Source organism: Calothrix sp. UHCC 0171 (assembly GCF_034931845.1).
Lineage (GTDB): Bacteria > Cyanobacteriota > Cyanobacteriia > Cyanobacteriales > Nostocaceae > Brunnivagina.
The window spans coordinates 34,832-47,921 of the sequence record NZ_JAYGHN010000005.1 but is presented as its reverse complement, the minus strand read 5'-3'; the positions used below and the strand labels follow the sequence as shown (position 1 = coordinate 47,921).

Below are 13,090 nucleotides of genomic sequence, written 5' to 3'. Positions count from 1 at the left end.
TATATCCAACAGTAATTGAGTAATGGGTTTGAGATTATGCTTGGGGTATTTATTGGTGATTCAATTATTTCAATGTTGCTGAATTCAAAAATTAATCTTGTGCAGAAATTTACAGAGATTAGGAGTTTCCAAAACCTCATTTCTTAATTTTGGGTTCCAATTCAGCAAGGCTATGATTTTGATAACTGAAGTTAGGCACTTTTAATTTTTAAGCTCTTTAAATACTCTTCTGGTTTTTCGGGGTCAAATTTGACACCATCAAAGAAAGTTTCCACTCCACGGGAAGAACTGGCGGGAATTTGGTTAGCTGGCAATTTCAAAGCTTGAGCAGCTTTCTTCCACAAATCTTCTTTGTTGACTTGATCGACGATCGCCTGAATATTAGTATTTTTTGGTAACTTGCCCCAACGGATATTTTCAGTTATGAACCAACTATCATGACTCTTGTAGGGGTAGGAAGCGTTATTAGCCCAGAACTTCATGCGGAAGTCAACGTTTTTGGCATTGCGTCCATCACCGTAATCGATATTGCCTCGGAATCGCTCTAGAATATCAGAGACAGCTACGTTAAAATACTTACGATTGGAACATATTTTACACATCTCTTCTTGGTTTTCCGGTTTGTCACACCATTGCTGTGCTTCCATAACAGCCATCAGCAAAGCCTGTGCCGCATTGGGATTTTTATCTACCCAATCTTTTCGCATCGCGAAGGCTTTTTCTGGGTGATCTTTCCATAACTCACCTGTAACTAAGGCTGTATAACCCAATTTTTGGCTGACTAACTGGGCATTCCAAGGTTCTCCTACACAAAAAGCATCTATTGTACCAACTTTCATATTTTGAACCATTTGTGGTGGTGGTACGGGTTCTAAACCAAGGTCTTTGTCTGGATCAATACCTCCAGCAGCCAACCAGTAGCGCATCCATAAATCGTGAGTTCCACCGGGGAAAGTGATACCAACCTTTGTCGCTTTGTTTTCAGCTTTAGCTTTGCTAGCAACATCTTTCAGGGCTTTACTTTCGATCCCCACCTTTAAGTCTTTAAATTTATTTGCTACGGAAATACCCTGACCATTGAGATTTAATCGTGCCAAAATATACATTGGAACTTTATCAACGATGGTAATTTGGTAGGGCATGGGGCTGAGAATGTGCGCTCCATCAATTCCGCCTCCCGATGAGCCTAATTTTAAATTATCGCGGGTGACGGGCCAGGATGTTTGTTTACTCACTTCCACGTCTGTCATCCCGTATTTGGCAAAGAATCCTTTTTCTTTGGCGATAATTAGAGGTGCTGCGTCGGTTAAGGGGATAAATCCGAGTCTGGCTTTGGTTGTCTCGACTTTGAGGGCATTGGCACTGGTAGAAGTGTTTGATGCTGGACTTGCCGAATTTGTTGTCTCTCCGGCAGAGTTATCAGTATTCGTTCCATTGGAAGAACAACCGTGGGCGATGAGAGTGCTAGCTGCGGTAATACCTGCGGTGATGATAAATTTTCTTCTAGAGAAGTTAGTCATTGTTAATTTTTGATTTTTGTTGATTGGTTAATTCTGGGAGTGGAGAAGAAACTTTTTTTGGTCTTGGTGTTCCTCTGTCTTCCTTCCCCTTAGCTATTGACTAACTAATACTTTGGGTTTGGCACCAAAATGTTGGATGAGTAAGTCGTGTAAAACTGGTTGTAAGTCTTCACAGGGAACGCCTTTAGTCACGCATGTTCCCAAGCTGGCATGTTTACCGACTGTGCCCCCCATGTAAATATCAACTCCTTCGACGGGTTTACCATTTTTACGTGCTTTGGTTCCCATCAAACCAATGTCGGCTACTTGGGGTTGTCCGCAAGAGTTAGGGCACCCAGTCCAATGAATACGAACTGGGCGAGTTAGTTCTAAATCTGACTCCAAGGCTGCCATCATCGCGATCGCCTGTTGTTTGGTTTCAATCATGGCAAAGTTACAAAACTTCGCCCCTGTGCAAGATACGAGCGATCGCGTTAACAAACTGGGATTAATCTTAAACTTTTGTAAAATACCTTCTGTATAAAATGATGCTAAACGCGAGTCGGAGATATTGGGAATAATCACGTTTTGCTCTACAGTTAAGCGAATCTCACTACTGCCGTAAACTTCAGCAATGCGGGCAATTTCAAACATATCTTCGGCATGAAAACGACCGACGGGAATATGTAATCCTACGTAGTTTAAGCCCGGTTGTTTTTGTTTGTATACACCAATATGGTCGCGTTTCTCCCAATTAATTTCGTCATCGGCGACGGCAGGTAATAAGGATTTAGCTAATTTTTGGGCAACTGCTTGACGGAATTTGTCTATACCCCATTCATCAATTAGCCACATCAACCGGGATTTTTGGCGATTGGCACGCAATCCATTGTCTCGATAAACTTCGAGGATGGCTCGACAGACAGCGACGACATTTTCAGGAGATACCCAGACATTTAAGGGAATCGCTGCATCGCAACGTTTGGCAGAGAAGAATCCGCCCACTAGGATGTTAAAACCAAATATTTTTTCACCATCTTGGTTGTAATTAAATGCGGGAACAAATGCTAAATCGTTGATTTCGGCGTGGACGGAGTTGTCACGTCCCCCAGTAATGGCGATATTAAACTTACGCGGCAGGTTGCTAAATTCAGAGTTTCCTTGACCAGAATTGGTAATCATATCCTGGATTTGCTGTACTATCTCACGAGTGTCAAACAACTCGTCTGCATCTAACCCAGCAACTGCGTCACCTGTGATGTTACGAACGTTATCCATCCCCGACTGCACAGTGGTTAAACCTACAGCTTGAAATCGGTGGAAAATTTCTGGCAAATCTTCGATACGGATACCACGCAACTGCATATTTTGGCGAGTGGTAATATCAGCGCTACCATCATCCCCGTAACGTTGGATGACTTCCCCCAAAACTCGCATTTGTGCAGAAGTGAGAATACCATTAGGCAAACGCAACCGCATCATGAACTTACCAGGAGTGACAGGACGAAAGAAAACGCCTACCCACTTCAGTCGATAATCGCGATCTGTTTCATCCATGGCTTCCCACCCTTGCGAGGCAAATTTCTCGATTTCTGCCTTAACCGCAAGTCCATCTTTTTCTGATTTCAATTTCTCAAATTTGTTCAGACTGATTTTAGTGGTAGTAGTTGCTGCGTCTGTCATATAAATTAATTCGGGATTTTAGATTTGGGTTAGGTTTTGGGCTAGGGCAGGCGATCGCAAATTAAAAAGTTTTAGTTTTAGTTTTAGTTTTTGTTTCTACCTTCCCAGTAACCAAATTTTAGATTTAGGATTGGACAAGAAATCGCTGACAAACATGGCATACCCTAAATTAAATTCCTCCATTTCCTATGCATAGGTAATAGAGTCAATCTCAAATCTAAAAGCTAAAATCAAGTGGTCTAATTAATTTCCCCAACCTGACACAAATGTCAGCAACAGAAATTACATAAGTTTTAGTTTTGCAATTCCGATTTGGCAAACTTGTCAAGAAGTTGCGGATACTGGGTTGGTAACAATTTACATAAACTTAAGTTAAGCTCGTATATGTGGAAAAATCGTATCAGTTGTTACGAAATATTTTTATTCATGCGAAAAAGACATTCCAGCTATGTTTTTATTGCATAAGCTGCATTTAATCTTCGCAAAAAAAGCCCTTGTGAAGTTGCAGAGTAAGGAGAAGGAAGAAGTTAGAAGTCAAAATATATGCTTTCTCTTTTTCCCTGCCACTATTAACCATTAATTATTAATCATTACTAATTGTGAACAATATCAATCAGCTTTTGGTGCAGGCACAAGCGGCTTATGATGCTGCTGAATGGTCGTTATTAACTCAATGCTTGCAGCAGTTGATTTGGGAAACTGATTCTCAACATTTTGATGTTGTTGAATGCCAAGAAAATTTACTGGAATTGGCATTATCAGTTTTAGAAGAGGGCGATTTTCAACAGCGTTGGGAGATTTCTAAAATATTCATCCGTTTGGGAAATATAGCAATTCCCGCTTTAATTGCCATTTTGGAAGATGATACCGCAGAGGATGAACTGCAATGGTATGCTGTGCGAATTTTGGGAGAATTAAAACAAGCTGAAGTGATTTCGCCTTTGGTGGAATTAATTCAATCTAGTGATAATGAAGAACTGCGAGGAATGGCAGCGATCGCATTAGGGGAACTTGGTCAAGAAGCAATTTTGGCATTGACTGAATTACTGGCTAATGAGGACACCAGACTTTTGGCAACGCGAACACTATGTTATATCCGCAACAAAGAAACCATTACACCATTACTAAGTGTTGTCCAAGATTCCCGTGTTGCTGTTCGTGTGGCTGCAATTGAAGCTCTTAGTAGTTTCCACGATGCCCGCATTGTCCCAGTGCTATTACATGCCCTCAAAGATGTATCGGATGCTGTCAGATGTGAAGCTGTGAGGGGATTGGGATTTCGTCCCGAATTGCGCGATGAATTCGACCTAGTTACACACCTGCAAACCAAGCTGTACGATATTGACATTGATGTGGCTTGTGCCGCCGCGATGTCCTTGTCGCGGATGGGTTGTGATGCGGCTGCCAGCCATTTGTATAAAGTCTTAATATCTGCCAATACGCATCCAAAACTCCAAACAGAAGCAATTCGGGCATTAAGTTGGTTGGGAGTCGATTCTGGATTGGAATATTTACAAACAGCTTTTAATGAATTGGATTCACCGACTTTATGGCAGGAAATAGTAGTTGTACTGGGACGAGTCCAGGAACCATTTTTAAGCCAAAAAGCAACTGAGATATTATTGGGGATTTGGCATCGACAGCATCCTGCGACTGAGATGAGCAGCATCAAAAATGCGATCGCTCTTTCCTTGGGACAACTCGGAGCCAAAGAAGCCATCGAAACACTAATTCAACTTTCAGGCGATCGTGATCCTCAAGTTCGTTTACATGCGATCGCGGCACTCAAAAATCTCGCACCGGAAATTGCACCGCAGCAAAATTAACTGAGAGAGGGGGAGATGGGGAGATGGGGAGATGGGGAGATGGGGAGATGGGGAGATGGGGGGATTAATGTGTCGCAATATTTTGGAGAAACGGTATCACTATGCCCTGGTCTTCTTTTTTTAACCGGAATTTAACTTAAATGTGATGAAATATTAATTTTTTAGGGATAGGGATTTCTGGATTAAAGAAATATTACAATTTTCTGATAGTTCTATTTCACAATCAACTCAGTCATTTAACTGATGGAAAACGTAAATAAATAAACATTGATGCTGCCAATTTATAATGACAGCAGAGAGTGCGAGATGTAACAAACTCTACCAAAACTTAGTGGGAAATCCGTTAAGTTAATCACAGCCACAAATGTAAATCAGGCTACATAACAACATGCGACTAGAGCAGTTGCAAGCTTTTCTGGCTATTGCGGAAACCGGAAGTTTTCAAGGGGCAGCGCGAAAATGCGGTGTCACCCAATCGACTGTCAGTAGACAAATCCAAGCGTTAGAATCGGACTTGGGGCTGGAACTTTTTCACCGTACCAGCCAAGCAAAACTAACATTGGCTGGTGAGCGATTATTCCCTCGGGCGCGGAAGATAGCTCAAGAGTGGCAGATTGCGACGCAGGAAATTTCCGATTTGGTATCGGGAAGGCAACCTGAATTATGCATAGCGGCGATTCATTCGTTATGTGCATACTATTTGCCCCCTGTATTGCAACAGTTTTGTCATGATTATCCGGAAGTGCAGTTACGGGTGACATCACTAGGAAGCGATCGCGCTCTCAAAGTTCTCAAAGATGGACTTGTAGATTTGGCAATTGTCATGAACAATCGCTTTTTAACTACAGGTCGAGAAATGGTGGTGGAAACCCTCTATGAAGAACCAATCGAGTTATTAATTGCTGCTAATCATCCACTAGCACAATATGAGTATGTTCCCTGGTCGGAATTAATTCATTATTCACAGGTTGTCTTCAAAGATGGTTATGGAATGCAAAGGCTGGTGCAAGATAAATTTGAGCGTTTAGATGCAACATTACAAGCAGCCTTGGAGGTAAATACTCTCGATGCGTTTCGCGGTGTTGTCCGTCAAGGTGAATTTGTGGCATTGTTACCCCATTCGGCTTTAGTGGAAGCACGTAATGACCCCACGCTGGCAGTTCGTTCCCTGACAGAGCGTAATACTACTACGCCTGATAATACGGCAATCATGACTCGTCGAGTCGTTATGGTGACAACTAACGACAGATTACAAATTCCGCCCATCAAGCATTTTTGGCAACTAGTCCGAGATAATATTCCCCCAAAATCGGATACAGCACTGCGTTCTGCGAGTTAAGAATTCGTCATTGGTGATTAAACCCTATTTTGCCAATGATCAAGAACAAAAAACGAGAGACAAAGCACAACCAACCGCTAACCACTAACCTAAATTAACCATTAACTTTTAACTGGGATGAGCAATGTATTTCGGGATTTATTGCGAAAAGTCGGCAGTGGGACTCACACTTCTGAAAGTTTAACTCGCATCGAAGCTGCAAGTGCTACCAAGATGATGTTGCTGGGTGAAGCAACACCAGCCCAAATTGGGGCATTTATGATTGCCCATCGGATTAAACGTCCCACAGGTGAAGAGTTGGCGGGAATGTTGGATGGCTTTGATGAATTAGGAGCCAAACTAGAAGCTGTAGCATTTGATCGTCCGGTTATGGTTTTGGGCATACCTTACGATGGCAGAACCCGCACTGCTCCAATTAGCCCGATTACAGCATTGTTGCTGGCATCTGTGGGACAGCCTGTGGTGATGCATGGAGGCGATCGCTTGCCAACAAAATATGGTTTACCTTTGGTAGAGGTGTGGCAAGGTTTGGGAGTTGATTGGACAGGATTACCGTTACATAAAACCCAGAAAGTCTTTGAGGAAACTGGTATTGGTTTTGTCTATACACCTCAGCATTTTCCCTTAACAAATAGAATCTGGGATTATCGCGATCAATTGGGGAAACGTCCGCCATTTGCAACAATGGAGTTGATTTGGTGTCCTTATGCCGGGGATTCTCACATTATTGCTGGCTATGTACATCCGCCAACAGAGAAAATGTTTCAAATCGCCTTAAGTTTGCGAGGTGTAACAAAGTTTACTACCATTAAGGGTTTGGAAGGTAGTTGTGATTTACCGCGCGATCGTACTGCTATAATCGGTTTGGGTGATGGGTTAGGAATCGATGATGAAGGTAATGTACCTATAGAAAGATTAAATATAAACCCACGCGAATATGGTTTTACAAGCCAGAATACAAGCTTAGGAACTACAGAAGAATTAGTTAGTGAAATTCAAGCAACACTTGCAGGTAAACCCTCAGAAATGATGCAAAGTGCATTGTGGAATGGTGGATTTTATTTATGGCGTAGCGGAATTTGTCCAGATATACAGACTGGTATTGCTAAAGCTGAAGAAATCATTTCTCGCGGTTCATTAACACAAAAGTTACAAGAAATTTCCCAAAGAATAACGGCAATTTCCAAACTAACATTTCAACCAGCATAAACTTTTTGGGAAGCAAGATAAAAAATTACAAATTACCCAGAGGATATTTTTTCACAATATCTAATCGCGCTTCTCGCTGAATAATAAAACAGCGATAAAGTCCATTCGCTCTTGTCAGCAATTGGCGATTTGTGAAAATATAAAGTAAGCGCTGGGTAAAAGCATAAGTTCCCATTGGTGTTAAAAGTGGTTCCCCTTCAGCAACAGTCAAGACAAGTCCCGATTTCACAATTCGATAATACCAGCGTACTATTGTTAAAAGGAAGATAAAGAAAAATCCTAAACTAAAAAATAATGATATTACAGAACTTAATAAGATAAATATATTGAAATCTCCAATTGTAAAAAGTAAAGCATTGATAAATTGCAGGCTATAACTGAGAGCAACTATTAAATATATACCAATTAAAAAATATATCCAAAATTTAGAAGGTTGGTAAATTACGCCACTGTGAATATGTTCTAAATACCCATCTTGATAAGTGATATTTCCAAAGCGTCCAACTGTAATATCTGCAACTCGCCTATCTGTAACACAAGCAAACTGACGAGTGCCAAAACCCCATATTCCTTGAATACCTAAATATCGGGCAAAGTGAATTTTTTCATCTTCAGGAATAAACTGTCTGAACATCACCGAAATTGCATCGAAATTATCTTGTGACGCAGTTTGGAGTAGGCTTTGATTAAGTTTAATCTCACCAGTATTGATAGTATTTATATTGTTTGGTGATACTTGCTGATTTTCATACTGTTGATTGTAATTAACTTCTTGGTTAACTACTTGCGGATTTTGATAATTAATCACTGAATGATTTAATTCATTTTGGTGAATATATTGGTGATGTTGATAATTTGCTACTAGCCGGGTTGAATTAGTATTATTTATTCTCTGATTTGCTTGATTATTTTCTTTTTTAGTGAGCAGAGTGGTACTGGATTGAACTTCAACACTACTAATCAAAATTGGAAAATCTCGTAATTTTATTTGGCTATGACTGACTAAAATCTCTTCTTCTTGAATTGGCTTTTCATTAACTAAAATGATGTTTGGTTGACCTTGATTTATAGTTGCGTTGCGAATATAAAAACTATTATTATTGGCATTAAAAATTATTTCGGCGTGTAGTCTGGACACTTTATTAGTCGGGTCTTGAATCATAATATCGCATTGTGCAGGGTCTCGTCCAATCCGAATTATTCCTGGTACTTTTGTTTGCTGTGCTGACGATATTGTGCAAGACTTATTTTGATTTCCTTCTTGCCATTCTAAAGTGATTTTAGATATTGTTTTTGACATTATGAAAGCAGCCTTATTTAGTTAAAGTTAATGTTTTTACGTCCTTTCTTTCTTTCTTTGACAAAGAATATATCAACTCTCAATTCATGAATTATTAAACAACACCACGCAATTTAATTCGTTCTTCTCGACTTATCGTCATCTGGCGACAAAGGGTATTTGCTCTTGTTAATAACTTGCGATTAGTAAAAATATAAATGGGTATACCTCCCCTAACTGCAATCACAATTCCACATTTATTAAAACGATAGTACCATTGGACAACTAATGGTAATAAAAGTAATGACACACCGAACAGAATTAAAGCAATAAGAAATGCTCCAAAAAATTGGAAAAGAGGTAATAATGATATCAAAGACAGAAGGGGGAAAGAAAACAAAATGCCTACTGTTATATATAACTTAAGTTTCGATGGTTGAAAAATATAACTACTATTAATATGTTCCAAATAACCATCTTGATAATTAATTTTACCAAAACGACCAACAGTAATATCTGCAATTCTTCTGTCTGTTAAACAAGCAAATTCGTGAGTTCCAAAACCCCATAATCCTTGTAAGCCAAGATATTGAACTAAATGAATTGATTCATTTTCGGGTAGAAATTGCTGAAACATTGTAGCGATCGCATCTGGATTATCTTGAATTGCTTGTTGGATAATACTTGATGAAATCCGAATATCTTTTTGTTGATTATTTGATGTTAATGTTGTCATTTTTTGATGTTATTTGTTACAATTAAGTGAGGATTATTTATCATCTAATAAGGAATCAAAGAACTTCCAAAAACCTCCTTTTTGGGATTTTGCCCAATCATCTGGATGAATTTCTGAATTAGTTTTTATATTATGATTTGATATCTTATTAGTAATATTATCAGTAGCCTTTTGATTATTGTTATTGACTTCATTGTCAAGTGCTACTTTTGTTGATAAATCTTTGTTATGTATAGCTGAATTGAAACTTGTACCGCAATTTTGACAATATTTGTGAGTAACTAAATTAAAATTTCCACAAGCCAAACAAACTTTTGTATTAATTTCCTGATTTTGAGTTGATTCTTGGACACTAATTCGACTTTCCCACCATGATTTTACATTTTGCGATCGCTCTTTTTGATGTAATTTCAATGCTGATGTTAATAAAGTTTGCCAGGGTTCTGCAAAAGCTTGAGGATTCCATGTATTCCCCGCCAGCCTATCTAATGCACTAGGAGGTAGTACCCCCGTTAGCATTTCGTGTAACATCATTCCCAGTTCAAAGATATCGCTAGCGGCTCCAAAGTTTCTCCCAGACATTACCTCCAGAGGTGCGTAACTCAGAGTAAACGCTTGGCTGGTTGTGCTACTACTCAATCCTTGTCTTGATGCACCAAAATCGACTAACACGAGTCTGCCTTCAGAGGTGATTAAGACATTTTCGGGTTTTAAATCCAGATGATAAATTCCTTGGAGATGAACTTCTGTTAATGCTCCTACCAAGGCTGACATAATCTGTTCAATTTGTGCAGGCGAAAATCTTCTATTTACTTGTGCTTCTAATTCTTCACGTAAAGTATTTCCAGTAATTAATTCCATTACTAAATATGCTGTGCCGCGTTCTTGAAAATAGTTTTCAACCCCCACAACATGAGGATTCTGGATTTTGGCTAAAGTTTGTCCCTCGCGCAAAAATTTTTCGATTCCTCTTTGATAAATCTCTTGTTTAGTTGTCGGTACAATTAATTCACCACTGCCACTATTTCTTAATGCATGTTCTTGGGGATAAAATTCTTTGATTGCCACTAACTTTTCTAAAGAAGTATGCATTGCTTGATAAGTAATCCCAAAACCTCCCCTACCCAGAGGATAATCAATCCGATAATTACCATTTTGCAGCAATGTATTCTGGGGTAATATATCTCGCATTAATGATGGTAAATGTACTCCACATCGAGGGCATATTTCTGTGGAGATGGGAATGTTTTTTTGGTGGCAATTTAGGCAACGCATGGAAGGAAATGGAATAGAGGAGGGAATATGATTAAATGTGAATTTTATTCAAGTTCTTTAATGCGATCGCGTGCATCTTGATAGAATAGGGTGTTACCAGCTTGTTGATATAATTGAGCAGATTTGCGGAAATCTGCCAGGGCATCGGCTTTGTTGCCAATTTTGGAATGTGCTAATCCTCGATTGTAATAAGCATCAGTATATTGAGAGTTAAGACGGATGGTTTGACTATAATCATCTATCGCATCTCGATTATTTCCTAATAGGTAGTGAATCAGTCCTCGATTGTAATAAGCAAGAACGCTATTAGAGTCAAGATTTACTGCTTGATGATAATCTTTAAGGGCTGTTTGTTTATTTCCTAATTCTTTATGAGTGTTGCCTCGAATAATATAGGCATTTGTAAATTTTGGGTTAACAATTATTGCCTGATTAAAGTCACTTAAAGCTAACAATTTATTCCCTAATTGCTTGCGAATAATGCCACGATTGTAATAAGCATCAGCAAGATTTCTAGAACCCCAATCTTTATTAGTTTGAATGGCTTTAGTATAATCTGCGATTGCACCTTGTTTATCTCCTGTATCGTCGAGTGCCACACCTCGATTGTAAAGGGCAAGAGAATAATTAGGTTTGAGAATTAGGGCTTGATTGTAATCATCAATTGCGCCTTGATAGTCTTTTTTATTATGTTTACTTAAGCCTCTATTTACATAATTTCCCGCAGATAATTGTAATGGTTGGGAATTATTTGTTGGGAATGTAGGTAGAGGAGCAAATGTAGTTGCAGGTGTCGCCGTCGGCAGTGGTGGTAGCGTTAAAGTATTGGGTGTAAAAGTCGGAATTGGAATCGGCGCTATATTTGGTGTTAGCTCAGGTGTTGGGCTAGTTGCAGAAGAAGTTGTAGAATTAGAAATTGTGCTGGCTGTTGGCGTTGGCTGTGATGTTGAATTACTATTAATCGCATTTGTCACCATCAGTAATCCCAATGACAAAGCCGAAACTCCAATCGCAACGATGGGAATAGCTCCCGAAAATTTGGGCGAGTCTTTTTGTAGCAATGGTACTGTGGCTACTTGTTGTTGTACCCCTGCTTGCTGCAATGGTTTTTGTTGGTTTTGCGGCTGCCTCTGTTCAAATTGCGATGCAGTTGCCCACCACTGTTGTACGTTTTTCGGGCGAAAATTTGCCTGGAGTTGTAATGCAGCTATCACCATTCCTTGCCAGGGTTCATCTAATTTATCGGGAAACCATTCATCCTTCATTAACCGATTCAGGGCTGATGGTGGTAAAGTACCCGTTAACATTTCATGTAAAATCATCCCCAATTCAAATAAATCGCTTTCTGCACCTACTTCTCTTCCCGCAATCACTTCGGGGGCTGCATAGGCTTCTGTGAATGCATAAGTGCTTTTACGTGTTGGATTCATATCAAGATGCTGTCGAGATGCACCAAAATCCACCAAAACTATCCGCCCTTCCCCTGTAATAATTACATTATCTGGTTTGAGGTCGAGGTGATAAATTTCTTGCTGGTGAACTGCATTTAAAGCATTGACTAAGGCTGTGGTAATGGTTTTAACTCGTGGAATCGTGAGCTTTTTATCTGGTTGAGAATCTAATTCATCCCGTAACGTAACGCCTGCCAGTAATTCCATTACCAAATACGCCGTACCTTGTTCATGAAAGAAATCTATCACTTGAACCACATTGGGATGGTTAAGTTTGGCAAGGGTACGCCCCTCTTTTTCAAACCTTTGTAATCCCCGTTGATATGCCTCCTCTGAAGTGGTTGGCACTGTTAAGCGCCCGGTTGTACCTTCCCGAAAGGCTTGTTCTTGGGGATAGAATTCTTTAATGGCGACTAATTTTTCTAAACGAGTATGTGCAGCGCGGTAAGTAACACCAAAACCACCTCTTCCTAAAGGATAATCAATTTGATAATCACCACCACGTAGCAAAGTTCCCGGAGGTAGTAAGTCTCGCAACAGTGATGGTAAATGTACGCCACATCTCGGACAGATTTGCGTTGATTGGGGAATGCCATCAAGCCGACAATTTAAACAGCGCATAATTAGGGAGAGATTAAGGAGAGGGATAATTCCTAATATTTCGGCAGGTAAGTAAGCTATGCAATTGATATTTATATTTAGATAGGTATCAGATTTATACTGTAAGTCTAATCGGAAGGTGCTATGGGGATTTCAGTTTCTAGCCGTTTTGATTATAGAAGTCAGTGATAAT

Annotated in this window: 9 protein-coding genes; 3 read left to right on the top strand and 6 right to left on the bottom strand. The window is 39.7% G+C overall.

Annotated features, from left to right (window positions below; all coding sequences use genetic code 11):
- Window positions 1–191: 191 nt before the first annotated feature.
- Window positions 192–1,520 (bottom strand): CmpA/NrtA family ABC transporter substrate-binding protein, encoded by a 1,329-nt coding sequence (locus tag VB733_RS05795; RefSeq protein ID WP_323339151.1) that lies wholly within the window; start codon window positions 1,518–1,520, stop codon window positions 192–194.
- A 93-nt stretch (window positions 1,521–1,613) separates the two neighbouring features.
- Complete coding sequence (locus tag VB733_RS05790) at window positions 1,614–3,182, bottom strand: ferredoxin--nitrite reductase (RefSeq protein ID WP_323339150.1); 1,569 nt, start codon at window positions 3,180–3,182, stop codon at window positions 1,614–1,616.
- A 599-nt stretch (window positions 3,183–3,781) separates the two neighbouring features.
- On the opposite strand from VB733_RS05790, the gene VB733_RS05785 reads away from it, so the two are divergent.
- From VB733_RS05785 to VB733_RS05775, 3 genes are all read left to right on the top strand, one after another.
- On the top strand, window positions 3,782–5,008 hold the full coding sequence (locus VB733_RS05785) for a HEAT repeat domain-containing protein (RefSeq protein ID WP_323339149.1): 1,227 nt from the start codon (window positions 3,782–3,784) through the stop codon (window positions 5,006–5,008).
- A gap of 388 nt (window positions 5,009–5,396) precedes the next feature.
- Entirely contained in the window at window positions 5,397–6,347 is a 951-nt protein-coding gene (locus tag VB733_RS05780) for a LysR family transcriptional regulator (RefSeq protein WP_323339148.1), read from the top strand.
- Between the two features lie 117 nt (window positions 6,348–6,464).
- Window positions 6,465–7,556 (top strand): anthranilate phosphoribosyltransferase family protein, encoded by a 1,092-nt coding sequence (locus VB733_RS05775; protein WP_323339147.1) that lies wholly within the window; start codon window positions 6,465–6,467, stop codon window positions 7,554–7,556.
- A gap of 25 nt (window positions 7,557–7,581) precedes the next feature.
- Here the strand turns inward: VB733_RS05775 and VB733_RS05770 are convergent, their stop codons facing one another.
- The 4 genes from VB733_RS05770 to VB733_RS05755 all read right to left on the bottom strand — a co-directional run bounded on the left by VB733_RS05770 (window position 7,582) and on the right by VB733_RS05755 (window position 12,918).
- Window positions 7,582–8,856 (bottom strand): FHA domain-containing protein, encoded by a 1,275-nt coding sequence (locus VB733_RS05770; protein WP_323339146.1) that lies wholly within the window; start codon window positions 8,854–8,856, stop codon window positions 7,582–7,584.
- A gap of 94 nt (window positions 8,857–8,950) precedes the next feature.
- Window positions 8,951–9,571, bottom strand: a complete 621-nt coding sequence (locus VB733_RS05765) for a hypothetical protein (protein ID WP_323339145.1) — start codon at window positions 9,569–9,571, stop codon at window positions 8,951–8,953.
- Between the two features lie 33 nt (window positions 9,572–9,604).
- The gene (locus VB733_RS05760) at window positions 9,605–10,846 is read right to left on the bottom strand and encodes a serine/threonine-protein kinase (RefSeq protein ID WP_323339144.1); all 1,242 of its coding nucleotides are present in this window, start codon (window positions 10,844–10,846) and stop codon (window positions 9,605–9,607) included.
- A 44-nt stretch (window positions 10,847–10,890) separates the two neighbouring features.
- Complete coding sequence (locus tag VB733_RS05755; protein ID WP_323339143.1) at window positions 10,891–12,918, bottom strand: serine/threonine-protein kinase; 2,028 nt, start codon at window positions 12,916–12,918, stop codon at window positions 10,891–10,893.
- Between the last annotated feature and the right edge of the window lie 172 nt (window positions 12,919–13,090).